Here is a 26351-nt window from a genome sequence, read left to right as displayed (position 1 = left end):
TCAGCGCACCGGGTGCCCGGCGCCGCGCAGCGCGTCCTTGACCTCGCCGACGGTGAGTTCGCCGAAGTGGAAGACGCTCGCCGCGAGCACCGCGTCCGCACCCGCGCCGACGGCCGGCGGGAAGTGGGCCACCTCGCCCGCGCCGCCGCTGGCGATCACCGGCACGTCGACCACCTCGCGGACCGCCTGGATCAGCGGCAGGTCGAACCCGGCCTTGGTGCCGTCGGCGTCCATCGAGTTGAGCAGGATCTCGCCCGCGCCCAGCTCGGCGCCGCGCGCCGCCCACTCGACCGCGTCCAGGCCGGTGCCCCGCCGTCCGCCGTGCGTGGTCACCTCGAAGCCGCTCGGCGTCGTGCCGTGCGGTGCGCGGCGCACGTCCAGCGAGAGCACCAGCACCTGCCGGCCGAACCGGTCGGCGATCTCGGCGATCAACTCCGGCCGGGCGATGGCGGCGGTGTTCACGCCGACCTTGTCCGCCCCGGCGCGCAGCAGCGTGTCGACGTCGGCGACCCGGCGGACACCACCGCCCACGGTGAGCGGGATGAAGACCGACTCGGCGGTGCGCCGCACCACGTCGAGCATGGTCCCCCGGTCGCTGGACGAGGCGGTGACGTCGAGGAAGGTCAGCTCGTCCGCGCCGGCCCGGTCGTAGGCCGCCGCCAGCTCCACCGGGTCGCCGGCGTCGCGCAGGTCGAGGAAGTTGACCCCCTTGACCACGCGCCCGGCGTCCACGTCCAGACACGGGATGACCCGTACCGCCACCGTCATGCCCCGAGCCTAACGAACGCGCGGGCGGTGGTGACCCGCCGGTGAGGCCGGTCACCACCGCCCGCTGCGGTGTGTGCGTTCGCGCCGGTCAGAGACGGACCAGCATCTTGCCGAGGTTCTCGCCGCGCAGCAGGCCGAGGAACGCCTCGGGGGCCTGCTCGATGCCGTCGACGATCGTCTCGTCGTACGACAGCCGGCCCTCGCGCAGCCAGCCCGCCACCTCCCGCACGAACTGCTCTCGCAGGTGACCGTGGTCACTGACGAGGAAGCCGCGGAGCGTCAGCCGCTTGCCGATCACCAGCGCCAGGTTGTGCGGCGCGGCGGGCGGCTCGGTGGCGTTGTACTGCGCGATCATGCCGCAGATGGCGGCCCGGCCGTGCGGGTTCATCGCCCCGATCGCCGCCTCCAGGTGCTCGCCGCCGACGTTGTCGAAGTACACGTCGACGCCGTCCGGGGCGGCGGCCTTGAGCTGCTTGGACACCGGCCCGTCGTGGTAGTCGAAGGCGGCGTCGAAGCCGAGCGCGGTGAGCCGCTCGACCTTCGCCGCCGAACCGGCGCTGCCGATCACCCGGCCGGCGCCGCGCAGCTTCGCGATCTGGCCGACCATGCTGCCCACCGCACCGGCCGCGCCGGAGACGAACACGGTCTCCCCCGGCTTCATCGCGGCCACGTCGAGCAGCCCGGCGTACGCGGTCAGCCCGGTCATGCCGAGCACGCTCAGGTGCGCGGTGACCGGCGCCAGGTCGGGATCGACAGTGCGTACGCCCTTGGCGTCCACGAGCGCGTACTCGCGCCAGCCGAGCCCGTGCAGCACCGTGTCACCGGGCTTGACGCCCCCGGCCTCACCGGACACGACCTCACCGATCGCGCCGCCGTCCAGTGGGGCGTCGAGCGCGAACGGCGGCACGTACGACTTGACGTCGTTCATCCGCCCGCGCATGTACGGGTCGACGGACATGAACCGGTTGCGGACCACCACCTGTCCCGGGCCCGGCGTCGGCACCTCGGTGGTGACCAGCCGGAAGTTCTCCGCGGTCGGCCAGCCGTCCGGCCGGGACGCCAGGTGGATCTCCCTGTTGACGCTCGCCTCGCTCACCAGACCTCCTCGGTTCGCACTGCGGGGCTCCGCTGCGCCGCGCTCCTCGTGCTCACCGGGCCTCGCGGACCGTGCGCGTCACCTCGACGTTGCCACGGGTCGCGTTGGAGTAGGGGCAGACCTGGTGGGCCGCGTCGACCAGCTGCTCGGCGGCCGCGCGCTCGACCGCGGGCAGGTCCACCACGAGCGTCACGGCGAGGCCGTAACCGCCGCTGCCGTTCGGGCCGATGCCCACCTCGGCCTCGACGACCGAGCCGGAGACGTCCGCCTTGGCCTGGCGGGCCACCACGCGCAGCGCGGAGTGGAAGCAGGCCGCGTAGCCGGCCGCGAAGAGCTGCTCCGGGTTGGCCGCGCCGCCGGCGCCGCCCATCTCCTTCGGTACGGCGAGGTCCAGCTCGACCGTGCCGTCGGAGGTCCGGACGTGACCGTCGCGGCCGTCGCCGGTGGCGCGGGCGGAGGCGGTGTAGAGCACCTGCATGTCACTGCTCCTTCTGTCGGTGGATCGTCTCGGTGACCCGGGTGAGGATGCCGTGGAGGAAGACCAGCTCGTCCTCGGTGAGCCCGGTGGCGGCGGCCACCCGCCGCGGCACGTCACCCATCCGCTCCCGCAGGGCCCGGCCCCGGTCGGTGAGGCCCACCTCGACCCGGCGCTCGTCCGCCGCCGATCGGGTACGCACCACCAGACCGGCCGCCTCCAGCCGCTTGAGCAGCGGGGAGAGGGTGCCGGAGTCGAGCCGGAGCTGACCGCCGAGCTCGGAGACCGTGGGGGCGTCGTCGTCGCGCTCCCAGAGCACCAGCAGCACCAGGTACTGCGGGTAGGTCAGGCCGTGCTCGTCGAGGATGGGCCGGTAGACGTCGGTCAGGGCGCGCGACGCCGCGTAGAGCGCGAAGCACACCTGCCGGCGCAGCACCAGATCATCGGTCACCGTGGAACCGTAACGCACAACTAAGTTGTGCACAACCGATCGGCGCGTGGTCCGGGGCGCGCGACGCGCCCCGGACCACCGTCAGCCGACGGGGAGATACGCCTCCAGCTCGACCTCGACCAGGAGATCCGGGTCGATCAGCCCGGCCACCACCACCATCGTGGCCACCGGGCGCACCGGGCCGAACACCGCGTTGTGCGCCCGGCCCACCTCGTCGGCGTAGAGCCGGTCCGTGACGTACATCCGGGTCCGCACCACGTCCGCCGGCCCGGCGCCGACCTCGGCCAGCGCGTCCAGACCGATCCGGATCGCCTGCGCGGTCTGCGCCGCCGCGTCACCGGCGTGCGCCACCCGGCCGTCAACTGTGGAGGTGCAGCCGGCGGTGATCGCCAGCGCGCCGGCCCGCACCACCCGGGAGTAGCCGTACAGCGCCTCCCACGGGCCGCCCGAACCGAGCCGGGTCACCACCCCGGCGTCGGCGGGCGGCTCGGTCGTCACGCGCCGGCCCGCAGCGTCGCCAGCGCCTCGGCGACGGTGAACGCGCCCGCGTAGAGCGCCTTGCCGGCGATCACGCCCTCCACGCCCACCGGCTCCAGCGTGGCCAGCGCCCGCAGGTCGTCAAGCGTGGACACGCCGCCGGAGGCGATCACCGGCGCGTCGGTGCGGGCGCACACCTCGCGCAGCAGGTCCAGGTTCGGCCCGCGCATGGTGCCGTCCTTGGTGATGTCGGTGACCACGTACCGCGCCGCGCCCGCGGCGTCGAGCCGGGCCAGCACCTCGTACAGGTCACCGCCGTCGCGGGTCCAGCCGCGCGCCGACAGGGTACGGCCGCGCACGTCCAGCCCGATCGCCACCCGGTCGCCGTACTCGCCGCAGATCCGGTCGCACCACTGCGGGTCCTCCAGCGCGGCGGTGCCGATGTTGACCCGGGCCGCCCCGGTGCCCAGCGCCGCCCGCAGCGACTCGTCGTCGCGGATGCCGCCGGACAGCTCCACCTTCACGTCCAGCTTGCCGACCACCTCGGCGAGCAGCGCGGCGTTGGAGCCCCGCCCGAACGCGGCGTCCAGGTCGACCAGGTGGATCCACTCCGCACCGTCGGACTGCCAGGCCAGAGCCGCGTCCAGCGGGTCGCCGTACGCGGTCTCGCTACCGGCGGCGCCCTGCACGAGCCGGACGGCCTGGCCGTCGGCGACGTCCACGGCGGGCAACAGGGTGAGGCTCAACGCTTCTCTCCTCGGGTCCTCAACGACGGTCCAGCGCGATCACCACGATCGCGGGCAGGACCAGCAACAACAACACGACCAGCACCAGCCGCAGCGCGAGGTCGTCCACCAGACTCCAGATGGCGACCACCGCGGTCGCGGTGAGCACCAGGATCGTCGCCCGCTCGCGGCGGGTGTGCCGGCGCAGCCGGCCGGTACGCCCGCGCCGCAGCGACGGCGTCAGGCGGCGTACCAGAGAACGACGCCGCTCCCGGCGTGCCACCCGGCGGGCGCGGACGGCGCGCGCCCGCTCCTGCTCGGCCTCGCGCTCCGCGCGGCGGCGGGCCCGCTCCTTGCTCACGCCGACGCCCGCGTGCCCGCCAGCGGGCCGGTCACAACGTGCCGAGCCAGTTGCGCAGCAGCGCGGCCCCGGCGTCGGCCGACTTCTCCGGGTGGAACTGCGCGGCCGAGAGCGGCCCCCGCTCCACCGCCGCGACGAAGTCCGCGCCGTGGTGCGCGGTCGTCACCGTCGCGCCCGCCTCGGCCAGCGCCGCCGGGTCGGTCACCCCGTAGGAGTGGACGAAGTAGAACCGGGTGTCCTCCGGCAGGCCGGCGAACAGCGCCGAGCCGGCCGGCGGCCGCACGGTGTTCCAGCCCATGTGCGGCAGCCGCCGCGCGGGCAGCCGGGTCACGCCCCCGGGCAGCAGCCCGAGCCCCTTGGTGACCACGCCGTGCTCCTCGCCGTGCCCGAAGAGGATCTGCATGCCGACGCAGATGCCCAGGACCGGCCGCCCGGCGGCGACCCGGTCGGCGATGACCGGCCCGGCGCCCAGCGCCTCGATCCCCGCCATGCACGCGGCGAACGCGCCGACGCCCGGCACCACCAGGCCGTCGGCCGACGCGGCGGCGTCCAGGTCGTCGGTGACTGTCACGTCGGCGCCGGCCCGCGCCACCGCGCGCTCGGCCGAACGCAGGTTGCCCGAGCCGTAGTCGAGCACCACCACCCGTGCCATCAGCTCTCCCCCGGCAGCAGCCAGAGCACCCCGGCGGCGGTGGCGAGCACGGCCAGCAGGCCGGTGATCACCACGGCGGCGCGGGGGGCGCCCTGCTTGAGCAGCGACCACGTCCCGCCGAGCAGCAGGCCGGCCAGGATCAGCAGAAGAGTGGGCAGCACCTTCATTAGAGAGCGCCCTTCGTCGACGGCACCACACCCGCGTTCCGCGGGTCCAGGGCGGTGGCCTCCCGCAACGCGCGGGAAACGGCCTTGAACTGCGCCTCGACCACGTGGTGGGCGTCCGGGTGGCCGCCGAGCCGGGCCGCGCGCAGCACGTCCACGTGCAGCGTGATCCGGGCCGACTGGCCGAACGACTCCCAGATGTGCCGGGTCATGCTCGTCGGGTAGACCGGCCCGATGTACGGCGCCAGCGCCGGCTCGTCGTGCACCACGTACGGGCGGCCGGACAGGTCGACGGCGGCCCGGACCAGCACCTCGTCCATCGGGACGGTCGCCGATCCGTACCGCCGGATGCCGGCCTTGTCGCCCAGCGCCCGGTCGAACGCGGCGCCCAGCGCGAGCGCCGTGTCCTCCATCGTGTGGTGCGCGTCGATCTCCAGGTCGCCGACGGTGTGCACGGTCAGGTCGAAGCCCCCGTGCCGGGCGATCTGGTTGAGCATGTGGTCGTAGAAGCCGACTCCGGTGGAGATGTCGGCCTTGCCGGTGCCGTCGAGGTCGATCTCGACGAGCACCTTCGTCTCGTTTGTGACCCGCTCGATCCGGGCGATCCGGCTCATGAAACTCTCTCCATCGCGGTGAGGAATGCGTCGGTCTCGGTCGGGGTGCCGGCGGTGACGCGCAGCCAGCCGGGCAGGCCGACGTCGCGTACCAGGACGCCGGCATCGAGCAGGGTACGCCAGGCCACCGCCTGGTCCCCCGCGACGGCGAACAGCACGAAGTTGGCGTCGCTGTCGGCCACCCGGTGGCCCCGGGCGCGCAGCTCGGCGACGATCCGGTCCCGCTGCTCCTTGATCGCGGTCACGGTGCCGAGCAGGGCGTCCCGGTGCGCCAGCGCCGCGCGGGCCGCGGCCTGGGTGAGCGCGGACAGGTGGTAGGGCAGCCGGACCAGCTGCACCGCGTCCACCACCGCCGGGTCGGCGGCCAGGTAGCCGAGCCGGCCGCCGGCGAAGCCGAACGCCTTGCTCATGGTGCGGGTCACCACCAGCCGCGGGTGGCCGGGCAGCACGGCGAGCGCGCTGACCGTGCCGGGGCGGGCGAACTCGGCGTACGCCTCGTCCACGATCACCATGCCTGGTGCCTCGTCCAGCACGGCGGCGACCACCGCCGGGTCCAGCGCGGTGCCGGTCGGGTTGTTCGGCGAGCAGAGGAACACCACGTCGGGCCGGTGCTCGCGGACCTGGGCCACCGCCTCGTCGGCGGTGAGCCCGAAGTCCGCGCCGCGCGGGGCGGGCACCCACCGGGTGCCGGTGCCGAGTGCCAGCAGGGGGTGCATCGAGTACGCCGGGATGAAGCCGAGCGCGGTGCGCCCGGGACCGCCGAACGCCTGGAGCAGCTGCTGCTGGATCTCGTTGGAGCCGTTCGCCGCCCACACGTTCTCGGCGGTGAGCCCGTGGCCGAGGTAGGCGGCCAGGTCGGCGCGCAGCGCCACGGCGTCCCGGTCCGGGTAGCGGTTGAGGTCACGCAGCTCGGCGGCGACCGCCTTGCCGATCGCCTCGACCACCGGCTCGGGCAGCGGGTAGGAGTTCTCGTTCGTGTTCAGCCGTACCGCCACGTCGAGCTGCGGCGCCCCGTACGGCATACGCCCGCGCAGGTCGTCGCGGATCGGCAGGTCGTCGAGCGTGGTCACGACGCGCCGCCCTCGCCGAACCGGACGCTGACCGCCTGGCCGTGCGCGGGCAGGTCCTCCACCGTCGCCAGCGTCACCACGTGCGGCGCCACGTCGCGCAGCGCGTCCTGCGTGTATTCGACCAGGTGCACGCCGCGCAGGAACGACTGCACGGACAGCCCCGAGGAGTGCCGCGCGCAGCCGCCGGTGGGGAGCACGTGGTTGGAGCCCGCGCAGTAGTCGCCGAGCGACACCGGCGACCAGGCGCCCACGAACACCGCCCCGGCGTTGCGGACCCGCAGCGCCCACTCGCGGGCGTTCTCGGTCTGGATCTCCAGGTGCTCGGCCGCGTACGCGTCGACCACCCGCAGTCCGGCCTCCAGGTCGTCGACCAGGACGACGCCGCTCTGCTCGCCGCGCAGCGCGGTGCCGATCCGCTCGGCGTGCTTGGCCGCCGGCGCCTGCCGGGCCAGTTCGGCGTCGACCGCGTCGGCCAGCGCGGTGGACGGGGTGACGAGCACGCTCGCCGCCAGCGGGTCGTGCTCGGCCTGGCTGATCAGGTCGGCGGCGACGTGCGCCGGGTCGGCGGTGTCGTCGGCCAGGATCGCGATCTCGGTCGGGCCGGCCTCGGCGTCGATGCCGACCACGCCGCGCAGCAGCCGCTTCGCGGCGGTGACCCAGATGTTGCCCGGACCGGTGATCATGTCGACCGGCTCGCAGCGCTCGTCGCCGGCCGGGTCGACGCCCGCGCCGTAGGCGAGCATGGCGACCGCCTGGGCGCCGCCCACCGCGTACACCTCGTCCACGCCGAGCAGCGCGCAGGCCGCGAGGACCCGGCGGTCCGGCAGGCCGTCGTTGTCCTTCTGCGGCGGGCTCACCACCACCAGCGAGCGCACCCCGGCCGCCTGGGCCGGGACCACGTTCATCACCACCGTCGACGGGTACATGGCCAGGCCGCCGGGGACGTAGAGGCCGACCCGGTCGACCGGCACCCACCGCTCGGTCACCGTGCCGCCGGGCACCACAGTCGTGGTGTGGTCGGTGCGGCGCTGGTCGGCGTGCACCTTGCGGGCCCTGGTGATCGACTCCAGCAGCGCGGCGCGGACCTGCGGGTCCAGCTCGCCCTCGGCGGCGCGGATCGTCTCGACCGGCACCCGCAGCCGCTCCGGGGAGACGCCGTCGAACCGTTCGCTGGCCTCCCGGATCGCCGGGTACCCATGGTCCCGGACCGCCTCCACGAGCGGGCGGATCCGCTCGACCGCCACGGAGACGTCGAGCTGGGCACGGGGCAGCAGGCGGCGCGGGTCACGGACCCCGCCGCGCAGGTCGATCCGATTCAACACGCCTGCGAGTCTAGGCCGCCGACCGGGCCACCGGCCGGGCCCGCCCGCACGCCGGGACGGTGAGCCGGGACACGCGCGGGCGGGCGCGTTGGCGATACGCTCGATCACGTGAGCGCACGGCTGCCGGTGTTCCCGCTCGGGACCGTCCTCTTCCCCGGGCTGGTCCTTCCGCTGCACATCTTCGAGGAGCGCTACAAGGCGCTGGTGCGCCACCTCGTCGGGCTGCCCGAGGGCGCGCCGCGCGAGTTCGGCGTGGTGGCGATCCGGGCCGGCTGGGAGGTGGCGCCGGCCGGGCCGCCGGGGCTTTCCGGGCCGGCCGGTGGCGAGGTCACGCTGCACGAGGTCGGCTGCACCGCCGAGCTGCGGCAGGTCACCGAGCTTGCCGACGGCGGCTTCGACATCGTCACTGTGGGGCGGCGACGGTTCCGGGTCGCCGAGGTCGACGCCTCCACCGAGCCGTACCTCACCGCCGAGGTGGAGTGGCTGCCGGAGCCGGACGGCCCGGACGAGACCGCCGACCTGCTCGCGGCCCGGGTGATCTCGGTGTTCCGGCAGTATCTCGGGCTGATCCGGCCCGAGCAGCAGGAGATCACCGAGCAGCTGCCGGAGGATGCCACGGTCCTGTCGCACCTGGTCGCGGCGACCGCCGCGCTGACCGTCGCCGACCGGCAGCGGCTGCTCGCCGTCGACGACACGGCCGGCCGGCTCCGCGCCGAGCTGCGCCTGCTCAACCGGGAGACGGCGTTGCTGCGGCGGGTGCGCGCGGTGCCGGTGCCGCTCAGCGAGCTGGCTGGTCCCCCGGCGCCGAACTGAACCCGGGCGGGGGCGGCGGCCAGGCGGCGTCGGGCTCCGGCTCCGGCCGCAGCGACGGCCACCGCGACCAGCCCGCCAGCAGCGTGTACGTGACTGCGGCGCCGAACGCGGCGAGCAGCAGGTTACCGTGCGGCAGCGGCAACGGGCCGTACCAGTCGACGCCACCGGCGCGCAGGTCGACCGGCTTGGTGAACGCGGTGCCCGGCGGCGCGGTCTCCACCAGCCGCTGGAACGTCGACAGCCCGATCCGGCGGCCGACCTGCCAGGCAACCACCGCCGCGCCGATGCCGCCGAGCGTCACCGCGAGCAGGCCCGCCGGGCCACGCCGGCGGCGCAGCAGCACCCACAGTGCGATGGCGGCGAGCACGCCGAAGCCGAGCGTCAGGAGGCTGAACCAGCCGTCCGCGGCGATCGGCTGCTCCGGCTGCGGCGTGGTGTAGACCGCGCCGGCCGGGGTCTGGCGTACCGGGGTGGCCGGCGCCAGCCACGCCCAGAGCAGGCCGAGCGGTACGCCGAGCGCGGTGAGCAGCCCGACCACGCCGAGCGCGGTGAGCAGCGGACGGCGCGACCGGGCGGCACCGGGCAGTTCCGCCGCCACGAACGGATGCCCGGCGAGCGGGTCGGCGCCGGGGGCGGTGACCGGTGTGCCGGCCGGCACCGGCAGGCCGCCGGGCCAGCCGGGCGGCTGAGCGGCCCCGGGCCACACGTCGCCGCCGGGACGCGGGGCGGTGCCGGGCAGCGGGGCCTCGCCCGGCCGCGGGGCCTCGCCGGGACGCGGGGCGTCGCCCGGCCGCGGGGCCTCGCCGTCGCCGCGCTCGCGCGCCCGCTCGGGCTCACTGGTGTCCGGACTCACGCGTTGATCCTCTCAGGCCCGGGCACGACGCGGGGCGGTGGTCGGCGCTCAGCGCGCGAACGGTTCCAGCATCACCGCTGCCGCCTTGAGCCAGGCGTCGCGGGTCTCGGCCTGGAGCTGGTGGTACTCGATCGAGGATCCGGTCTCCAGCGCCGGGTCGTACGGCACCACGGCGACCGCGCGGGTACGGGTGGCGAAGTGCCGCTCCAGGTCGTCCTGCAGCGAGGTGCGCCCCGGCGTCGGGCAGGAGATCAGCGTGACCGCGTTGTCGGCCAGCTCGCCCATGCCCACCTCGTGCAGCAGGTCGAGCATCCAGTCCGCGCTGAACGCCGCGTCCTCACGCGGCACGGTGGTCACCACGAGCTGGTCGGCGGCCTGCATGACGGTGCGCCAGTTGGGGCTCTCCACGTTGTTGCCGGTGTCCACGCAGACCACCTCGTGGGTGCGGCGCAGCAGCTCCAGCACCCGCTTGACGGTGAACTGGTCGAGCCGCTGGGCGAAGCGCGGGCTCTCCTCACCGGCCAGCACGTCGTACGAGCCGTCGGAGGCGTGCCGCAGGTAGTCGTCGAGGTGCGACAGCAGCGTGTTGCCCTCGAGGATCTCGATCTGCGCCAGGTCGTGGATCAGGTGGCGGATGGTGCGGGCGTGCCGGGCGCTGCCGGCCCGCAGACCGAGCGTGCCGCGCAGCTCGTTGTCGTCCCAGGCGAGCACGCCGCGCCCGCGTACGCTGCCCACCGTGGCGGCGGCGAGCACCGTCGCCGTGGTCTTGTGCACCCCGCCCTTGGGGTTGGCGAAGGCGAGCACCCTCGGGGTGCCCAGCTCGCGGCGCAGCACGCTGGTCGCCCGTTCCACCTCCGGGTCCGGCTCCGGGGCACGCCACTGCGCGTGGGACGCCTCGGCCCGGCCGGAGCGCCCCTCCAGCGGGCGGCGTGGCGCGGGCACCACCGGCTCCGGGGCCGGCGGCGCGTCGGGCCGGTAGCGGCCCCGGTCGAGCAGCGCGTAGCGGGACTCGGCCGGCGGCGGCGCGGGCCGGTAGCCACCGTCGAGAAGGGAGTACCGGGACTCGGCCGGCGCCTCGGCCCGGCCGAGCGGCTCCGGGCGGGCGGGCTCGGGCCGCCAGGACGGCTCCGAGCGCGGCTCGGCGGTGAAGGGCTGCTCGGGCGCGAGCGACGGGTCGGCACGCCGGGGCGGGTCGGGCGGGTAGGGCTGCCCGGCACGCCAGGACGGCTCCGGGTCGCTGCGGTAAGCCGGGTCGGCCCGGTAGGCCGGCTCGCCGTCGCGGCGGGGATCGGCGCGGAAGGCCGGGTCGACCCGGAACGTGGCCTCGGCCCGGTAACCGGGCTCGGCGCCGTACGACCCGTCGGGGGCGCGACCGACGGCTGTGGCGCGACCGGTCCAGCCGGTGCCCGCGCCACGACGCGGCAGCGGGTCGGGCGGCGGGGCCGGTTGCTCCTCGACGTGCCGGTCGGCGTCGGCGTGCTCCGCGCCGCGACCGCCGAGCCGGGCCCGGTCGAGCAGCGCCCGCCACCGCGGTGCCGGCTCGCCCTGCCGACCCCAGCCGGTCTCGCTGCCGTCCAAGGATTCGCCCTCCCCCAGCCCATCGATCTCCGCCTGACAGGCTACGAACGAAACCCTATTCGGACCACTCCCCGCGCCGCACATCGCCCGTCGGCCCGCCGCACGATGGGATCCGCCGGGTCGCCGCGTGCCTGGACGTCTCAGGAGGTGGGAGCGGGATTGGGTGCCCCGGAACCGGCGGGTGGCGCGGGGGCGGTCGGTGAAGGTCCGCTCACCGTCCGTGCGGCTTCCGACGAATCGCCCATTCCGCCTGCCTCCGCGTGCCAGGTGTCGGCCGGTGGCCGGGCCACGTCACGCTGCTCGGGCAGCGGCGGGGTGAACACGCTCCGGTCCAGGCGGCGCACCTCCGGCGCCGGGTCCACCACCCGGACGCCGGGCCGGCCGGCGAGCGCCCGCAGGGCGTCCGGCGCGGCACTCACCACCGCGGCGTAGACGCAGGCGCAGCCCGTCCGGTACGCCGCCGCCTCGCGGACGGCGACGTCGGCGCCGCCGTCGTACACCCGGCGCAGTTCCGGATCGGCGGTGGCGGCGGCGCGGGAGCGGTAGTCGGCGGCCTCCCGGTCCTTGCGCCCGGCGACGCCGGCCATCCCGGCCACCACGTCCCGCGGCAGGCGCAGCGCCGCGATCCGGACGATCTCGGTCTGCCGGCCGGGCAGCGGCACCCGCGCCACCACCGCCGAGACCCGCGTGCCGTCCAGCACGGCGGCCGCCCGCGCCGGGGTCAGATAGTCGCCGAACGAGACGAGCGCGTAGCCGTCGGGCGCGTCGAGGCGGGCCAGTTCGTCCCCGGCGGCGCGCAGGTACTCCGGGATGCTCGCGCCGCCGGTCACGCCCACCCTCGTGACCTCGCCGACCGTGCGGTCGCTCGCCGGACGGTCCCGCCGCTGCGCCACGGCGACCACCAGCACCACGAGCGCGCAGGCCAGCGCGAGCCAGGTCAGCGCGGCGGACCGGGACCGGCGCGGCGGCGCGGGATGGTCGCTCACGTCAGTCGCGCAGGATCTCCAGCGCCCGGGCCAGGTCGTCCGGGTACTCGCTGACGAACGTCACCGCGTCGCCGGTGCCCGGGTGCGCGAAGCTCAGCGAGCGGGCGTGCAGCCACTGCCGGGACAGCCCGAGCCGGGCCGACAGCGTCGGGTCCGCGCCGTAGGTCAGGTCGCCCACGCAGGGGTGCCGCAGCGTGGAGAAGTGCACCCGGATCTGGTGCGTACGCCCGGTCTCCAGCCGCACGTCGAGCAGGCTGGCCGCCGGGAACGCCTCGATCGTGTCGTAGTGGGTGATGCTCGGCTTGCCGCCGGAGACCACCGCCCAGCGGTAGTCGTGGTGCGGGTGCCTGTCGATCGGCGCGTCGATGGTGCCGCTCGACGGGTCCGGGTGGCCCTGCACCACGGCGTGGTAGCGCTTCTCCACCTCGCGGTACTTGAACGCCCGCTTCAGCGAGGTGTACGCGCGCTCGCTCTTGGCCACCACCATGATCCCGGTGGTGCCCACGTCGAGCCGGTGCACCACGCCCTGCCGCTCGGCGGCGCCGCTGGTGGAGATCCGGTGGCCGATGCCGGCCAGCCCGCCGATCACGGTGGGGCCGGTCCAGCCCGGGCTCGGGTGCGCCGCCACCCCGACCGGCTTGTCCACCACCACGATGTCGTCGTCGGCGTACACCACGGTCAGGCCGGGCACCGCCTGCGGCACCACAGTCGGCGGGGCGGGCGGCGCGGGCAGCGTGACCTCCAGCCACGAGCCCGCCTTGACCTTGTGCGAGTTGGGCCGGGCGACGCCGTCGACGAGCGCGTCGCCGGCGTCGATCAGACCGGCGGCGGCGGTGCGGGAGAGCCCGAACAGGCGGGACACGGCCTGGTCCAGGCGCATGCCGTCGAGGCCGTCGGGCACGGGCAGGGAGCGGGTGTCGCCGCCGGCGGCGAAGGCGGAGGTCATGCGCTCTCCCGCTGCTCGGCCGTGGTGGCGTCGTCGCGCTTGTCGTCGCGCTTGTCGTCGCGCTTCTGGTCACGCAGCCGGGAGCCGTCGCGCTGCCGGCCGGTCAGCTCCAGGAAGACCGCGAGCACCACGCCGCACACCAGCGAGCTGTCGGCCAGGTTGAACACCGGGTAGTACTCGCCGTACGGCCCGAACAGGCTGATCATGTCGACGACGTGGCCGACGAAGTGCCCCGGCGCGCGGAAGATCCGGTCGATCAGGTTGCCCAGCGCGCCGCCCAGCACCAGGCCCAGCGACACCGCCCACGGCAGCGAGCGCAGCCGCAGCGTCATCCAGGCGATCCACCCGATCACCACGAACGTGATGATCGGGAAGACCCAGGTGTGGTCGGAACCGATGCTCCAGGCCGCGCCGCTGTTGCGGGTGAGCGTGAAGTAGACGGCGCCGCCGAGCACCGACACCGGCTCCCGGCCGGGCAGCTCGCTGAGCGCGAGCTGCTTGGTGCCCAGGTCCGCCAGGAGCGAGAACAGGGAGACGCCGAGCAGCAGCGTGACCGCCCTGCGGCGGGGCGTGCCGGCGCCTGTCTCGGTGGTGCCGGACCCGGCGGGCGGTGCTGCGGTCATCTGCTCCCCATCGACGCTCGCGACGGTGGCGGTCACCGTCTGCCGTTCGGCCGCCGGGGAGCGGTGATCAGCGCCGCTCCTCCAGCTGCTTGCAGCTCACGCAGAGGGTGGCCGACGGGAACGCGGCGAGCCGCTCCACCGGGATCGGGTTGCCGCACCGCTCGCACCAGCCGTAGCCACCCTCGTCGAGCCGCTCCAGCGCGCGCTCGACCTGCGTGATCCGCTCCTTGATGCTGTTGGCGAGTGAGATCTCCTGCTCGCGCTCGAACGTCTTGGTCCCGGTGTCGGCCTGGTCGTCCCCGGCCGAGTCGGTCAGCCGGTCGCGCTGCAGCTCGGTGATCTCGCTCAGCGTCTGATCGTACTCGGCGTTGAGCTCGTCCCGCCGTGCCGCCAGGGCGGCCCGGATCTTCTCGGTCTCCGCCGCGCTGCGGGTGGCCTTCGCCACCGGCTTGCGACCGGCGGTCCTGGTGTCGGCTGGCTTCGCCATCGTCAGCTCCCTCAGCCGCATGGCGCGGCGGTCAGCGGTACGTGGGCGGGGACGCCCTCGTCGGCGTCTCCGCGTACGGAAGGGTGCACGGCGAACGGGACCGCCGTGCACTCCGGAGGTTGGCAAGAATACGGAACGTACAGGCGTCCGACAACGTGCCGCACCGTCGTCCCACGTATCCGCCCCGGACTGCCATCAATCGGGGCAAAAGGAACCGTAGCAGATCAGCGGGCCGGTTCCTCGCCGTACTCCCCGAACCACCTCGCCAGCCGGCCCCGGCGGCTCACCGCACGCAGCCGCCGCTCGGTCTCGTCCCGCACGCCCGCCGTGGCGACGATGAGCAGGCTGTCCCCGATCTTGAGCCGGGTGTCCGGGCCGGGCACGAAACCGGCACCGTCGCGCAGCACCAGGGTGACGGCGGCCCCGACCGGCAGGCGCAGCTCGTCCACGTGCACCCCGGCCATCCGCGACCCGGCGGGCACCTCGAGCTGGAGCAGGTCGGCTCGCATCCGTTCCAGCGGGGCGGTCTCCAGCAGGATCTCGCTCGCCTCGGCCGGCGCGGTCACGCCCAGCCGGCGGGCCGCCGGCGCCAGCGTGCCCGCCTGGAGCAACGTGAAGATCACCACCAGGACGAAGACCGCGTCGAACAGGCGGCCCGCCCCCGGCACGTGCAACGACAACGGGATGGTCGCCAGCACCACCGGCACCGCGCCGCGCAGCCCGGCCCAGGACAGGAAGAGCTGCTCGCGCAGGTTCACCCGGAACGGCAGCGCGGAGATCGCCACCGACAACGGCCGGGCGAGCAGCAGCAGCGCCAGCCCGGTGATCACGGCCGGCAGCACCGCCGCATCCAGCCGGCTCGGCGACACCAGCAGGCCGAGCAGCACGAACAGGCCGATCTGGGCCAGCCAGGCCAGCCCGTCGGCGAAGCCGAGGATGGCCTGCCGGTGCGGCAGCCTGGAGTTGCCGAGCAGCACGCCCGCGACGTAGACGGCGAGGAAACCCGAGGCGTGCAGCACCGACCCGGCCGCGTACGCCAGCACGGTGAAACCGACCACAGCGATCGGGTACAGGCCGGCCGACGGCAGCGCCGCCCGGCGCAGCGCGTACCGGCCGGCCAGCCCGGCGCCGACCCCGACCGCCGCGCCGGCGCTCAGCTCGTAGCCGAGCAGCAGCACCTCGTACCACCAGGGGTGGGCCACCTCGGCCCCGGCGCGGGACAGCAGCAGCACCAGCAGCACGACCGGGGCGTCGTTCACCCCGGACTCGGCCTCCAGCGCGGCCACCAGCCGGGGCGGCAGGCGCAGCCGGCGCAGCGTGGCGAACACGGCCGCCGCGTCGGTGGAGGAGAGCACCGCGCCGTAGAGCAGCGCCAGCCGCCAGTCCAGGCCGAGCAGCAGGTGTACCACCACGCCGACGACCACGATGCTGACCACGACACCGACAGTGGACAGCGCCGCGGCCAGGCCGAGCACCGGCCGTAACGTGCTCCACCGCGCGGTCAGACCACCCTCCGCGATGATCACGATGAGCGCGCAGAAGCCGAGCACCCGGGTCAGCTCGACGTCGTCGAACCGGATGCCCAGACCGGCCTCCCCGAGCAGCACGCCCAGTGCCAGGTAGACCAGGAGACTCGGTACGCCGAGCCGGGTGGAGAACCGCACCGCGCCCACCGCGACCAGCAGCACGGCGGCGCCCACGAGCAACGCGACGTCGAGCCCCGGGGTCATCGCCGGCCGGCCCGACCGGACCTCACGCCGTGCTGCCGTCGCGCAGCCGGCGCAGCACCTCCGGCAGCCCGTCGTGCGGGCGCTCCACCAGGAAGAGCTTGTCCCGGCTCGCCGCGCCGGAGCGCAGCGACACGGTCGCCGGCCGGACGCCGAGCGCGTCGGCGAGTGCCCGGCGGGCCGCCTCGGTGGCGCGGCCGTCCACCGCCGGCGCGTGTACCGCGACGACGAGCGCGGGCCCGTACGGGCCGTCGAACCGGCCGCCCACCCGGGCGCGGGCCGCCCCGGGCTTCACCCGCACCGCGACGGTGAGCGTGTCGTCAGCGGTCGTCATGGTCAGCGCGGAGCCTCGGCGAGCAGGGTGGTGGCGGCGGCGCAGTGCGCGCACGGGGTGAAGCCCAGACCGACCGCCTCGGCCACCGGCAGTGGCTCGTCGTCCCGGCCCACCAGGTGCGGGCAGTCGGGCAGATGGAAGCGGGGGTGCCCGTCCACCACCAGGACGTCGGCGGGCAGCCGGACCAGCCGGGCGACCTCCCCGGAGGAGAGGAACTCGGCCGGCGGGTCGCCGTCGAACGCCTCGCCGGGTGCCGGCGAGGTGGGGCGCGGGGCCTCCGGGACGCGTGGGCCGGGCGGCGAGTAGGGCGCGGGTTCCTCGTCCGGCCCGGCGTCGAACGGCGGCGAGTACGCGGCCGGCGGCGGTGGGTCGTCCGGCTCGGTCACCGGCGACCCGGGCGGTTGCCGCCACCCGGGTCCGCCGGCGCCGACCGTGGACGTGTGGTGCGGGACCGGGCTCACCGGTTCGTCAGGGGACGGAACGGTGTGCGGGGTCCGCAGCCGCGGCCCGGTCTCCCGGCCGGCCGTGGCCCGCGCCGCGGCGGCCTGGCGGGCGAACGCGACGAAGGCGACGGCGGACAGCAGGCTGGCCGCGATCGAGACGATGAGAAGGAGGCTGGATCCGCCGGCGAGGCCGGCGATCAGCAGCACGACCGCGACGAGGATGAGCAGGATGCTGGCGGCTACCACGGCTCACCCCCGGCCGCGTCGTGTCGGTCTGGGCGGTCGGTGGCCGTCACTGGGACGGCCACCGACGCGGGATCAGCGGCCGGACTCGAGCGAGCCCGCGCGGCCACCGCCGTAGGAGCCGGCCAGGCCGGCCGCGGCGAGACCGTTGCTGCCGGTGGCGCGGTTGCCCTCGCGGTTCATCTCCACCTCGAGGCCCTGGCCGCGACCGTCGAGGTCACGCAGCTGGCTCTCCAGGTAGGCCTTGAGGCGGGTGCGGTACTCGCGCTCGAACTGCTTGAGCTCCTCGATGTGCTTCTGCAGCGCGGTGCGCTTGGCGTCCAGGCCGCCCATGGCCTCCTGGTGCCGCTGGCGGGCGTCCCGCTCCAGGGCGTCGGCCTTGGCGCGCGCCTCCCGGGTGACCTCCTCGGCCTTGGAACGGGCCTCGGAGAGCAGCTGGTCGGCCTCGCGACGGGCGTCGGAGACGTGGTCGTCGGCGGTGCGCTGGGCCATCATGAGCACCCGCAGCGCCTGCTGCTCGCCGTCGCCGGTCACGCCGGCCGGGCCACCCTGCGCGCGTACCTGCTCCAGCTCGGCCTGCATCGCACGGGCCGCCTGCTCGGCGGCCGCCTTGTCCCGCTGCACCCGGTCGAGCTGGGCCTTGACGTCGTTGAGTTCCGCCGCGAGGCGGGCGTCACCGCCGGGGCCGGCGGGAGCGCCACCCCGACCGCCGCGCTCCACCTGGGCGCGCAGCTCGTTGTTCTCCTCGATCAGACGGGCCAGCTCGCGCTCGACCTCGTCCAGGAAGGCGTCGACCTCCTCCTCGTCATACCCCCGCTTGCCGATCGGCGGCTTTTTGAAGGCGACGTTGTGAACGTCGGCCGGGGTCAGCGGCATCGAAACTCCTCGGGTCAGTTGCGGCCGCGAAAGCGCTCTGGTCAGGCAAACGCGAAGATCAGGCGCCTAAACACGAACTCCATCAGCACGAACAGGATAACCAGGAGCACAAGGGAGGCCAGGTCGATGCTCACGGTACCAATTCGCAGTGGCGGGATCACACGCCTCAACGCTCGCAGGGGCGGATCAGTGACGCTCCACACGACTTCCAGTCCCGCCGACGCTCCCCGGCCCGGCTGCCAGCGGCGACCGTAGGCCAGCACCGCGCCCAGCACGAAGCGCGCCAAAAGGACAATTAGGAAGATGTACAGCACCAGGTAGAGCACCTGGAACAGGATCGACAACACGGCAGGCGACGTCCCTCGGTCATGGTCAGCTCAGGCTGAAGAAGCCGCCCTCAGCGATCTTGGCCTTGTCCTCAGCGGTGACCTGGACGTTGGCCGGTGAGAGCAGGAACACCCGGTTGGTCACGCGCTCGATCGTACCGCGCAGACCGAACGCGAGCCCGGCGGCGAAGTCGACGAGCCGGCGGGCGTCCGCCTCGTCCATCTCGGTGAGGTTGATGATCACCGGTACGCCGTCGCGGAAGTGCTCGCCGATGGTCCGCGCCTCGCGGTACGTGGTCGGGTGCAGCGTGGTGATCTGGTAGCGCTGCTCGTCCTCCGGCGCCACGCGCTCCCGCTCGCGCGGCTGGGCCTGCGGCGCGAGGGCGAGATTGTCCCGGGTGTGGTAGGTCAGGGCACCCGACGTGTCCCCGGCGGAGGACCGGGTGATCGACCGTACGCTGGAGCGATCGACCCGCTCCGGGCGCTCGGTCTCGCCCCGGTCGGTGTCGGCCGGGCGACTGGAGGCGCGCTCGGACAGCCGGCCGCGCTCGCCGAGCCGGCTACGCGTGGTCGGCGGCTCCTCGGCCTCGTCGTCGTCCTCGTCGGCGAACTCCTCGGCGTACCGGCTCGACCGGTAGCGCGACGAGTCCCGGTAGCCACCCTTGTCGTAGCCACCGTCCTCGTACGCCCGCTCGTCGTCCTCCTCGACGAGACCGAGCCAGACCCCCGCCTTGCGCAGTGCACCCATCCCCGCGCCCTTCCGTCCGCCGTGCGGCACGCGCCCCCGTGCCGTGTCGCTTGATCACGAGTGGACGATCATGCCCACCGGACCGGATCGGCAATCCCCTGACGTGCGGTTCGCGGTCCGCCCGTCACGGCCCCCGGCTACGGGAACGCCGTCCTGAACAACACTGATGTAATTTGCTTCCGTCGTGGTGAGGCTACCGCAGCGCAGGGCGCATTCCGAGCAACGCGCTGCCGACACGGACATGTGTCGCGCCGTACCCGATCGCGCTCTCCAGGTCTCCGCTCATGCCCGCCGACAGCGCCGTGGCGCCGGGTTGGTCGGCCCGCAGGGCCGCCGCCACCTCGGCCAGCCGGGCGAACGCCCGGTCCGGCTCCCAGCCCAGCGGCGCCACCGCCATCAGGCCGGCCAGCCGCAGACCGTCGGCGCCGGCCACCGCCGCGGCCACCGGGTCGAGCCCGCGCTGCGGGTCGGCCGCGCCCGGCAGCGCCCCGCCCCGGGCCGCGTCGCCGTCGATGCTCACCTGCACCAGCACGTCCAGCGGCCGGTCCCGGAGGGCGCCGGCCGCGGCGTCCAGCGCGGCGGCCAGCCGGACGCTGTCCACCGACTGGACCACGTCGGCGTACCGGACCACCGAACGGGCCTTGTTGCGCTGCAGCTGGCCGATGAAGTGCCAGCGCGGCGACGCCCCGGCCGCGGCCACCGCCTCGGCCTTCGGCGCCGCCTCCTGGTCGCGGTTCTCCCCGACGTCGGTCACGCCCAGACCGGCCAGCGCGACCACGTCCGCCGCCGGGTACGTCTTCGTCACCGCGACCAGTGTGACCTCGTCGCGCTGCCGCCCGGCCGCCGCACAGGCGTCGGCGATGCGGGCCCGGACCCGGGCCAGTCCGGCCGCGAGTTCGGCGCGCCGCTCGGGCCGCACCGCCGTCTGTGACTCCGTCATCGGCGCGGCTCAGGACCCGTTCTTGAGGAAGTCGGGCACGTCGACGTCGTCGAAGAGCACCCGGCGCGACGGCTGCTGCGGCGCCGGCATGGTGGCCGGCGGGCTCGCCGGCGCGTTCGGCTGGGCCGGCGGGTTCTGGTTGCTCTTGCGCGGCGGCTCCACCGCCTTGTACGCCGGCGTGCCCCCGTCGAAGCCGGCCGCGATCACCGTGACCCGCACCTCGTCGCCGAGCGCGTCGTCGATGACCGCGCCGAAGATGATGTTCGCGTCCGGGTGGGCCGCGTCGGTGACCAGCTGCGCCGCGTCGTTGATCTCGAACAGGCCGAGGTCCGACCCGCCCGCGATGGACAGCAGCACGCCGCGCGCGCCGTCCATGCTCTGCTCCAGCAGCGGGCTGGAGATGGCCGCCTCGGCCGCCTCCACGGCGCGGTTCTCGCCGCGGGCGCTGCCGATGCCCATCAGCGCGCTGCCGGCGCCGCTCATCACGCTCTTGACGTCGGCGAAGTCCAGGTTGATCAGGCCCGGCGTGGTGATCAGGTCGGTGATGCCCTGGACACCGGAGAGGAGCACCTGGTCCGCGGTGCGGAACGCGTCCATCATGGAGATGTTGCGGTCGCCGAGCGCGAGCAGCCGGTCGTTCGGGATCACGATGAGCGTGTCGCACTGGTTGCGCAGCTCCTCGATGCCCGCCTCGGCCTGGACCTGCCGGCGCTTGCCCTCGAACGAGAACGGCCGGGTGACCACGCCGATGGTGAGCGCGCCGAGCTTGCGGGCGATGTTCGCCACCACCGGCGCGCCGCCGGTGCCGGTGCCACCGCCCTCGCCGCAGGTCACGAACACCATGTCCGCGCCCTTGAGGACCTCCTCGATCTCGTCGCGGTGGTCCTCCGCGGCGTTCTTGCCGACGTCCGGGTTGGCGCCCGCGCCCAGTCCCCGGGTCAGCTCCCGGCCCACGTCGAGCTTGACGTCGGCGTCACTCATCAGCAACGCCTGCGCGTCGGTGTTGATCGCGATGAACTCGACGCCCTTGAGCCCAACCTCGATCATCCGGTTGACGGCGTTGACGCCGCCGCCCCCGATGCCGACGACCTTGATGACCGCCAGGTAGTTGTGCGGAGGTGTCATCTCCGGTCCTTTCCCTTCGAGATTGGCATGGGCCGACCCCACACGGCTTGGCCGGATCAGCGGTCGAACATGTCCTTCGTCGCCTCCGACGGGCTGAACCCTCACCCTCTACTAGAGGCTTAGAGTTATGTCAACCACTGATCTCTTCGGGGCAACGTATGCGCCGCCGCGCCAGGAGCCAAGGACCTGTTCCGGCGTGTCGCCGACCGAGCGACAGGGGACACAGCCCAGCTCGTTGAGCCACGGGTCACTCGAACGTGACCACGTCCGGCGCGCTGACGTCGATCCGGTCCGCCTTGCGGCTCAGCAACGCGGTAGCCACTGTGGACTTGTCCGCGCCCCGGGAGGCGTCGCCCCAGAAGACCTGACGCTCGCCGCGCAGCAGCAGCGTGATCCGCGCCAGCCCGGCCACGTCCACCGCGACCAGCTCCGCGCGCAGCTTCCCGCCCAGCGCGGCGAGCACCGCCAGGCCGGCCCGCGTGCCCGGGTCGTCGGGGCCCGGCCGGGCGACCCGGATCTGCGGCAACCCGTCCGGCGCCCGGTCCAGGCGCTGGAAGACCACGCCCGAGCCGTCGACGACGACGAAGCCCTCCCCCTGCGGCACCGCCGCCACCGGCGTGCGTTCCCGCACCCGGATCACCAGCGTGCCCGGCCAGTCCCGCTCCACGGTGGCGCTCTCCACCGGCGGCAGCGTGCCCACCCGGCGCGCGGTCGCGGCCAGGTCCACCCGGGCCAGCGGTTCGTCGTCCGGCACCGCCGCCGCGTCGCGGATCTGCACCGGGGTGACCAGCCGCGCGCCGACCACCCGTACCTCGCGCACGCCGAACAGCCCGGTGCCCAGCACCGTCCACGCGACCAGGCCCGCGACGGCAAGCACCGCGGCGGCCACCGCCCAGGGCAGCGCGGCCCGCATCCGCCGCTGCCGGGCCCGGGCCATGAACCGGCGGGTCGACGGCGGCACGGCGTCCGCGTTGGCCCGCACCAGCTGCCAGCGCCGGGCCGGGCTGCGCCGCCCGCCGCCGCCGTCCGGTCCGGGGGTACGGCCACGGGCCGGACCGGGACTCATCCGGCCGGGGTCGCCGCGCCGTCCGGGTCGACGCCGGCGCCGAGGCCCGCGCCCCCGCCGGAGCGGGCGAGCAGCGCGTCGAGCAACTGGTCACCCATCAGCGAGATCGGCGGCGCGCCCATGGTCACCACCACGTCGCCGGTGCGCGCCCGCCGGGCCACCTCGCCCGGCACGTCGTCCCACGACTCGACGAACACCTTCCGCTCGGCCGGCAACGGCACCACCTCGATCAGCGCGGCCGAGCCCTCACCGGGGCGGCGCGTCTCACCGGGACCGAAGACCTCAAGCAGCACCGCCTCGTCGGCGATGCCGAGCGCGGCGGCGATCTCCGCCTGGTTGTCGCGGGTGCGGTAGAGCCGGTACGGCTGGAACACCACGATCAGCCGGCCGTCGCCGGCCACCTCGCGCAGCGTCTGCAACGCCAGCGTCATCGAGGTCGGGTGGTAGGCGTACTCGTCGTAGACGAGCACGCCGTCGGCCACGCCCTTGCGCTCGAAGCGGCGCCGCACGCCGGGGAACGCGCCGAGCGCGGCCTCCGCCGCGGCCACCGGCAGTTCCAGCAGGTACGCGGTGAGCACCGCGCCGGCGCTGTTGAGCGCCATGTGCCGGCCCGGTACCGGCAGCCGGATCTCGCCCAGCGGCCGGCCCTCGATCTCGGCCTGGTAGCGCACCCCGTGCGCGGACGAGACGACCTCGCTCATCCGCAGGTCCGCGTCGGCGGACTCGCCGTACGTCCAGACCCGGCGGCCCTCGGCCCGCAGCGTCTCGGCCAGCCGGCGCCCGCCCGCGTCGTCGGCGCAGGTGATCACGAAGCCGGCCGGGTCGGTGAGCCGGGCGAACTCCGCGAACGCCGCCTCCAGGGTGGCCAGGTCGCCGTAGGTGTTGAGGTGATCCGCCTCGATGTTCGTGATGATCGACACGAACGGGCGGTAGATGAGGAAGGAACGGTCGCTCTCGTCCGCCTCGACCACGAAGTGCTCGCCGGTGCCGTGGTGCGCGCCGGAACCCACCTCGGAGATCTCGCCGCCGATCACGAACGACGGGTCGGTGCCGGCCTGCTGGAGCACCATGGTGACCATCGACGTGGTGGACGTCTTGCCGTGGGTGCCGGCCACCGCCACAGTGCGGCGGCCGGTCATCGCGGCGGCGAGCGCCTCGGAGCGGTGCAGCACCCGCAGGCCCCGGCGACGCGCCTCGACCATCTCCAGGTGGTCCTGCGGGATGGCGGAGGAGTAGACCACCGTGTCCACCCCGTCGAGGTTGGACGCCTCGTGGCTGGAGTGGATGGTGCCGCCCAGCGCCCGCAGGCCGGCCAGCGACGGCCACTCCCGCAGCTCGCTGCCGGAGACCGGCAGACCCCGGGTGAGGAAGAGCCGGGCCAGCCCGGCCATCCCGACGCCGCCCACCCCGATCAGGTGGATCCGGCCCAGGTCCTCCGCCGTCATGGTGCCGGCGGGCGTGAACTGCGCGGTGTTCATGAGACGTACCTTCCCGTCGCGGTGTCCCACATCAGCGGGCGACCGCCTCGTAGACGAAGTTCAGCAGCGCCACGTCGCCGTCCCGGCGGCCGTACCCGGCCGCGGCGGCGCCCATCGCGTGCAGCCGCTGCGGATCCCGGATCAGCGGGATCACCGTCCGCTCCAGCCACGCCGGGGTCATCTCGGCGTCGTCGACCAGCAGCCCGCCGCCGGCCTCCACCACCGGCAGCGCGTTGCGCTTCTGCTCCTGGTTGCTGTGCGGGTAGGGCACGTAGACGGCGGGGAGGCCGATCGCGGCCACCTCGGCGCAGGTCATCGCGCCGCCCCGGGCCAGCATCAGGTCGGCGGCGGCGTAGCCCAGCTCCATCTCGGACAGGTACGGCAGCGTGACGTACGGCACCGGCAGGTCGGTGGGCACCGAGACCGGCTCGTTGCGGGCGCCGATGACGTGCAGCACCTGCACGCCGTTGCGGGCCAGTTCCTTGGCCGCGCCGGAGACAGCCAGGTTGATCGAGCGGGCGCCCTGCGAGCCACCGGCGACGAACAGCACCGGCAGGTCGGGACGGAGTCCGAAGTGGGCGCGGGCGGCGTCGCGCAGCGCCGCCCGGTCCAGCCCGGCGATGCCCCGGCGCAGCGGCACACCCACCACGCGGGCGTCGCGCAGCGCCTCGGCCTGGGCCGGCTGGTGCGGGAAGCCCACCGCGACGTTCTTGGTGAACTTCATCCCGAGCCGGTTCGCCACGCCCGGCGGCACGTTCACCTCGTGGATGACGATGGGCAGTTCCCGCCGCCACGCGGCCAGGTAACCGGGCACCGAGACGTACCCGCCGAAGCCGACCACGGCGTCGGCCTGGACCTCGTCGATCACCTTGCCTGCCGCGCGCGCCGCCTTCCACATCCGGTCCGGGGTGCGCACCAGACTCATGTTGACCGACCGGGGAAGCTGGTAGGCCGGGATCTGCCGCAGGTCGTAACCGGCCGGCGGGATCAGCTCGTTCTCCAGCCCCTTCGGTGTGCCCAGGCAGGTGATCCGGACGCTCGGGTCGTGTCGGCGCAGGCAGTCGGCGAAGGCGAGCAGCGGGTAGATGTGCCCGCCCGTACCCCCTCCGCAGAGCACCACCGAACGCAGCGGACCCATCAGCGTCTCCTCTCGCTCGCCGCGCCGGCGCGCGCCCGGTCGGACCGGGCGCCGCGGGGCGCGGCCTGGTCGTCCTGCCGCCGCTGCCGGGACCGGGGCACGGACCCTCGGTCGGCCGGAGGCGGCGCCGGTCGGCGGCGCCGGCCGGGAAGCGGCGGCAACGGGGCCCACACTAGCCGGACCCATCGGGCGGGCGGACGGGCGTGCAGCGCTCGCGCCGCGTCCGGCTCGGCGCGGGCGAACGAGGCGAGCATGCCGATCGCGGCGAGCGTCACCACCAGGGCGCTGCCGCCGTCGGAGATGAACGGCAGCGGTACGCCGGTCAGCGGCAGCAGGCCGGTGACGCCACCGATGTTGATGACGGCCTGGCCGACCAGCCAGGCGGTCACACCGGCGGCGGCGAGCCGGCGGAACGGGTCCTCGACCCGGCGGGCGATCCGCATCCCGGTGTACGCGAGCACGGCGAACAGCGTCAGGACCACTGTGCAGCCGACCACGCCCAGCTCCTCCGCGACGATGGCGAAGATGAAGTCGTTGTGCGCCTCGGGCAGGTAGTTCCACTTCAGCGAGCTCTGGCCCAGGCCGACGCCGAACCAGCCGCCGTTGCCGATCGCGTAGCGGGCCTGCACGAGCTGGTAGCAGTAGTCCAACTGCTGCTCGAAGCAGGTCTTCGGATCCGGCGGGTCGAGCCACATGGTGAGACGGCCGAGCCGGTAGTTGTCGGCGTCCCGGGAGCCGGAGCCGGCGCCGAGCGAGGCGGCGGCCACCAGCAGGCCGATGCCGGCCAGACCGATCGCGGAGAGCGCGGCGAAGACCCGGCCCCGCACGCCGGCCGCCCAGAGCAGCCCGACCACGAGCGCCAGCAGGCAGAGCATGCTGCCCAGGTCGTTGAAGCCGACCAGGACGAACAGCAGGCCCACCACCGGGAACAGCGGCGTCGCCAGTTCCTTCCACCAGCCCAGCGCGGCACCCTTGCGGGCCAGCACGTGCGCCGCCCACAGCACCAGCGCGAACTTCGCCACCTCGACCGGTTGCAGCGAGATCGGGCCCAGGGAGAGCGAGAGGAGTTCGGCCTTCAACGGCCCGATCGACGTCACCCCGAACAGCGAGTTCAACGCGACGAGCAGGTTGAGGGTGAGCAGCAGCGCCACCGCCACGCCGACCGCCGGGCGGCTCACCGCCCGGAACGTGCGCGCGGGCAGCCGCTGACAGGCCCAGAACGCGCCGATGCCGATCACCGCGAACACGGCCTGCTTGGTCAGCGACGCGGACGCGTCGCCGCCCTCGGCGAAGTCCTTCACGCTGGTGGCGGAGAAGACCATGGTGAGGCCGATCAGCAGCAGCAGGCCGGCGCTGGACAGCAGCAGGTAGTACGAGGCCAGCGGCCGGGCCAGCAGACCACGCAGCGCGGCCAGGCCACCGGCCGGATCCCAGCGCGCCACGGGC

At 74.5% G+C, this 26351-nt stretch carries 31 protein-coding genes; 1 reads left to right on the top strand and 30 read right to left on the bottom strand.

Going from position 1 to position 26351, the window contains the following annotated elements; genetic code table 11:
- From hisF to hisD, 12 genes are all read right to left on the bottom strand, one after another.
- Positions 1–768 (bottom strand): imidazole glycerol phosphate synthase subunit HisF, encoded by a 768-nt coding sequence (gene hisF, locus AB0D28_RS00970; RefSeq protein WP_357380834.1) that lies wholly within the window; start codon positions 766–768, stop codon positions 1–3.
- 88 nt (positions 769–856) lie between these two features.
- A complete protein-coding gene (locus AB0D28_RS00965) occupies positions 857–1864 on the bottom strand; it encodes an NADP-dependent oxidoreductase (RefSeq protein WP_357380832.1) in 1008 nt (335 codons plus the stop codon).
- A gap of 52 nt (positions 1865–1916) precedes the next feature.
- A complete protein-coding gene (locus AB0D28_RS00960) occupies positions 1917–2342 on the bottom strand; it encodes an organic hydroperoxide resistance protein (protein ID WP_091045350.1) in 426 nt (141 codons plus the stop codon).
- 1 nt (position 2343) lies between these two features.
- Positions 2344–2790 (bottom strand): MarR family transcriptional regulator, encoded by a 447-nt coding sequence (locus tag AB0D28_RS00955; protein ID WP_357380830.1) that lies wholly within the window; start codon positions 2788–2790, stop codon positions 2344–2346.
- A gap of 81 nt (positions 2791–2871) precedes the next feature.
- A complete protein-coding gene (locus tag AB0D28_RS00950; protein ID WP_357380828.1) occupies positions 2872–3288 on the bottom strand; it encodes a Rid family hydrolase in 417 nt (138 codons plus the stop codon).
- Positions 3285–4013, bottom strand: a complete 729-nt coding sequence (gene priA / locus AB0D28_RS00945; RefSeq protein WP_018785235.1) for a bifunctional 1-(5-phosphoribosyl)-5-((5-phosphoribosylamino)methylideneamino)imidazole-4-carboxamide isomerase/phosphoribosylanthranilate isomerase PriA — start codon at positions 4011–4013, stop codon at positions 3285–3287. Before priA ends, AB0D28_RS00950 begins: the two co-directional genes overlap by 4 nt.
- A gap of 19 nt (positions 4014–4032) precedes the next feature.
- Positions 4033–4353 (bottom strand): hypothetical protein, encoded by a 321-nt coding sequence (locus AB0D28_RS00940; protein ID WP_357380826.1) that lies wholly within the window; start codon positions 4351–4353, stop codon positions 4033–4035.
- Positions 4354–4384: 31 nt separating this feature from the next.
- A complete protein-coding gene (hisH, locus tag AB0D28_RS00935) occupies positions 4385–5005 on the bottom strand; it encodes an imidazole glycerol phosphate synthase subunit HisH (protein ID WP_357380824.1) in 621 nt (206 codons plus the stop codon).
- Complete coding sequence (locus AB0D28_RS00930; RefSeq protein WP_357381191.1) at positions 5005–5166, bottom strand: hypothetical protein; 162 nt, start codon at positions 5164–5166, stop codon at positions 5005–5007. Before AB0D28_RS00930 ends, hisH begins: the two co-directional genes overlap by 1 nt.
- Positions 5167–5171: 5 nt before the next feature.
- Positions 5172–5783: an imidazoleglycerol-phosphate dehydratase HisB gene (hisB, locus tag AB0D28_RS00925; RefSeq protein WP_357380822.1), complete on the bottom strand. Its 612-nt coding sequence runs from the start codon at positions 5781–5783 to the stop codon at positions 5172–5174.
- Positions 5780–6853 carry a histidinol-phosphate transaminase gene (locus AB0D28_RS00920; RefSeq protein ID WP_357380820.1) on the bottom strand — a complete coding sequence of 358 codons (1074 nt, stop codon included), beginning with the start codon at positions 6851–6853 and terminating at the stop codon, positions 5780–5782. The genes hisB and AB0D28_RS00920 overlap by 4 nt, the downstream gene beginning before the upstream one ends.
- Positions 6850–8175 carry a histidinol dehydrogenase gene (gene hisD / locus AB0D28_RS00915; RefSeq protein ID WP_357380818.1) on the bottom strand — a complete coding sequence of 442 codons (1326 nt, stop codon included), beginning with the start codon at positions 8173–8175 and terminating at the stop codon, positions 6850–6852. Before hisD ends, AB0D28_RS00920 begins: the two co-directional genes overlap by 4 nt.
- Before the next feature lie 108 nt (positions 8176–8283).
- Here hisD and AB0D28_RS00910 point away from each other — a divergent pair, with 108 nt between their 5' ends.
- Positions 8284–8988 (top strand): LON peptidase substrate-binding domain-containing protein, encoded by a 705-nt coding sequence (locus tag AB0D28_RS00910; protein WP_357380816.1) that lies wholly within the window; start codon positions 8284–8286, stop codon positions 8986–8988.
- On the opposite strand, the gene AB0D28_RS00905 is transcribed toward AB0D28_RS00910, so the two are convergent.
- The 18 genes from AB0D28_RS00905 to AB0D28_RS00820 form a co-directional block, all read right to left on the bottom strand.
- Positions 8954–9841: a DUF2567 domain-containing protein gene (locus tag AB0D28_RS00905; RefSeq protein WP_357380814.1), complete on the bottom strand. Its 888-nt coding sequence runs from the start codon at positions 9839–9841 to the stop codon at positions 8954–8956. The two genes, AB0D28_RS00910 and AB0D28_RS00905, sit on opposite strands and share 35 nt — an antisense overlap.
- 48 nt (positions 9842–9889) lie before the next feature.
- Positions 9890–11419, bottom strand: coding sequence for an ATPase (locus tag AB0D28_RS00900; RefSeq protein ID WP_357380812.1), 1530 nt, complete (start codon positions 11417–11419; stop codon positions 9890–9892).
- A gap of 140 nt (positions 11420–11559) precedes the next feature.
- Positions 11560–12405: a hypothetical protein gene (locus tag AB0D28_RS00895; protein ID WP_357380810.1), complete on the bottom strand. Its 846-nt coding sequence runs from the start codon at positions 12403–12405 to the stop codon at positions 11560–11562.
- Position 12406: 1 nt separating this feature from the next.
- On the bottom strand, positions 12407–13351 hold the full coding sequence (locus AB0D28_RS00890) for an RluA family pseudouridine synthase (RefSeq protein ID WP_357380808.1): 945 nt from the start codon (positions 13349–13351) through the stop codon (positions 12407–12409).
- Positions 13348–13974 (bottom strand): signal peptidase II, encoded by a 627-nt coding sequence (lspA, locus tag AB0D28_RS00885; RefSeq protein WP_357380805.1) that lies wholly within the window; start codon positions 13972–13974, stop codon positions 13348–13350. Before lspA ends, AB0D28_RS00890 begins: the two co-directional genes overlap by 4 nt.
- Positions 13975–14041: 67 nt before the next feature.
- Entirely contained in the window at positions 14042–14461 is a 420-nt protein-coding gene (locus AB0D28_RS00880) for a TraR/DksA C4-type zinc finger protein (RefSeq protein WP_091268039.1), read from the bottom strand.
- A gap of 224 nt (positions 14462–14685) precedes the next feature.
- A complete protein-coding gene (locus AB0D28_RS00875; protein ID WP_357380803.1) occupies positions 14686–16191 on the bottom strand; it encodes a potassium/proton antiporter in 1506 nt (501 codons plus the stop codon).
- Positions 16192–16213: 22 nt separating this feature from the next.
- Positions 16214–16522 (bottom strand): DUF167 domain-containing protein, encoded by a 309-nt coding sequence (locus tag AB0D28_RS00870; RefSeq protein ID WP_357380801.1) that lies wholly within the window; start codon positions 16520–16522, stop codon positions 16214–16216.
- A 2-nt stretch (positions 16523–16524) separates the two neighbouring features.
- Positions 16525–17211: a hypothetical protein gene (locus AB0D28_RS00865; RefSeq protein WP_357380799.1), complete on the bottom strand. Its 687-nt coding sequence runs from the start codon at positions 17209–17211 to the stop codon at positions 16525–16527.
- A 72-nt stretch (positions 17212–17283) separates the two neighbouring features.
- Positions 17284–18084 carry a DivIVA domain-containing protein gene (locus tag AB0D28_RS00860; RefSeq protein ID WP_357380797.1) on the bottom strand — a complete coding sequence of 267 codons (801 nt, stop codon included), beginning with the start codon at positions 18082–18084 and terminating at the stop codon, positions 17284–17286.
- Positions 18085–18125: 41 nt separating this feature from the next.
- Positions 18126–18431: a YggT family protein gene (locus AB0D28_RS00855; protein WP_357380794.1), complete on the bottom strand. Its 306-nt coding sequence runs from the start codon at positions 18429–18431 to the stop codon at positions 18126–18128.
- Between the two features lie 25 nt (positions 18432–18456).
- Positions 18457–19158, bottom strand: coding sequence for a cell division protein SepF (gene sepF / locus AB0D28_RS00850; RefSeq protein ID WP_357380792.1), 702 nt, complete (start codon positions 19156–19158; stop codon positions 18457–18459).
- Between the two features lie 193 nt (positions 19159–19351).
- Entirely contained in the window at positions 19352–20098 is a 747-nt protein-coding gene (locus tag AB0D28_RS00845) for a YggS family pyridoxal phosphate-dependent enzyme (protein ID WP_357380790.1), read from the bottom strand.
- Between the two features lie 9 nt (positions 20099–20107).
- A complete protein-coding gene (gene ftsZ / locus AB0D28_RS00840) occupies positions 20108–21223 on the bottom strand; it encodes a cell division protein FtsZ (protein ID WP_357380788.1) in 1116 nt (371 codons plus the stop codon).
- 247 nt (positions 21224–21470) lie between these two features.
- Positions 21471–22289 (bottom strand): FtsQ-type POTRA domain-containing protein, encoded by an 819-nt coding sequence (locus AB0D28_RS00835; protein WP_357380786.1) that lies wholly within the window; start codon positions 22287–22289, stop codon positions 21471–21473.
- Positions 22286–23767: a UDP-N-acetylmuramate--L-alanine ligase gene (gene murC, locus AB0D28_RS00830; protein ID WP_357380784.1), complete on the bottom strand. Its 1482-nt coding sequence runs from the start codon at positions 23765–23767 to the stop codon at positions 22286–22288. The genes AB0D28_RS00835 and murC overlap by 4 nt, the downstream gene beginning before the upstream one ends.
- A gap of 31 nt (positions 23768–23798) precedes the next feature.
- A complete protein-coding gene (gene murG, locus AB0D28_RS00825; protein WP_354870154.1) occupies positions 23799–24905 on the bottom strand; it encodes an undecaprenyldiphospho-muramoylpentapeptide beta-N-acetylglucosaminyltransferase in 1107 nt (368 codons plus the stop codon).
- Positions 24905–26347 carry a putative peptidoglycan glycosyltransferase FtsW gene (locus AB0D28_RS00820; RefSeq protein WP_357381166.1) on the bottom strand — a complete coding sequence of 481 codons (1443 nt, stop codon included), beginning with the start codon at positions 26345–26347 and terminating at the stop codon, positions 24905–24907. Before AB0D28_RS00820 ends, murG begins: the two co-directional genes overlap by 1 nt.
- Between the last annotated feature and the right edge of the window lie 4 nt (positions 26348–26351).

The organism is Micromonospora sp. NPDC048169, assembly GCF_040652815.1.
Taxonomy (GTDB): domain Bacteria; phylum Actinomycetota; class Actinomycetes; order Mycobacteriales; family Micromonosporaceae; genus Micromonospora.
This window is presented reverse-complemented; position numbering and strand designations above follow the sequence as displayed.

Coding starts and splice junctions, on each gene's coding strand:
- sepF (WP_357380792.1), bottom strand. CDS start 19,158: ATGGGTGCACTGCGCAAGGCGGGGGTCTGGCTCGGTCTCGTCGAGGAG.
- AB0D28_RS00875 (WP_357380803.1), bottom strand. CDS start 16,191: ATGACCCCGGGGCTCGACGTCGCGTTGCTCGTGGGCGCCGCCGTGCTG.
- AB0D28_RS00960 (WP_091045350.1), bottom strand. CDS start 2,342: ATGCAGGTGCTCTACACCGCCTCCGCCCGCGCCACCGGCGACGGCCGC.
- AB0D28_RS00870 (WP_357380801.1), bottom strand. CDS start 16,522: ATGACGACCGCTGACGACACGCTCACCGTCGCGGTGCGGGTGAAGCCC.
- AB0D28_RS00835 (WP_357380786.1), bottom strand. CDS start 22,289: ATGAGTCCCGGTCCGGCCCGTGGCCGTACCCCCGGACCGGACGGCGGC.
- murC (WP_357380784.1), bottom strand. CDS start 23,767: ATGAACACCGCGCAGTTCACGCCCGCCGGCACCATGACGGCGGAGGAC.
- AB0D28_RS00845 (WP_357380790.1), bottom strand. CDS start 20,098: ATGACGGAGTCACAGACGGCGGTGCGGCCCGAGCGGCGCGCCGAACTC.
- AB0D28_RS00860 (WP_357380797.1), bottom strand. CDS start 18,084: ATGCCGCTGACCCCGGCCGACGTTCACAACGTCGCCTTCAAAAAGCCG.
- lspA (WP_357380805.1), bottom strand. CDS start 13,974: ATGACCGCAGCACCGCCCGCCGGGTCCGGCACCACCGAGACAGGCGCC.
- AB0D28_RS00880 (WP_091268039.1), bottom strand. CDS start 14,461: ATGGCGAAGCCAGCCGACACCAGGACCGCCGGTCGCAAGCCGGTGGCG.
- murG (WP_354870154.1), bottom strand. CDS start 24,905: ATGGGTCCGCTGCGTTCGGTGGTGCTCTGCGGAGGGGGTACGGGCGGG.
- hisH (WP_357380824.1), bottom strand. CDS start 5,005: ATGGCACGGGTGGTGGTGCTCGACTACGGCTCGGGCAACCTGCGTTCG.
- AB0D28_RS00890 (WP_357380808.1), bottom strand. CDS start 13,351: ATGACCTCCGCCTTCGCCGCCGGCGGCGACACCCGCTCCCTGCCCGTG.
- hisB (WP_357380822.1), bottom strand. CDS start 5,783: ATGAGCCGGATCGCCCGGATCGAGCGGGTCACAAACGAGACGAAGGTG.
- hisF (WP_357380834.1), bottom strand. CDS start 768: ATGACGGTGGCGGTACGGGTCATCCCGTGTCTGGACGTGGACGCCGGG.
- ftsZ (WP_357380788.1), bottom strand. CDS start 21,223: ATGACACCTCCGCACAACTACCTGGCGGTCATCAAGGTCGTCGGCATC.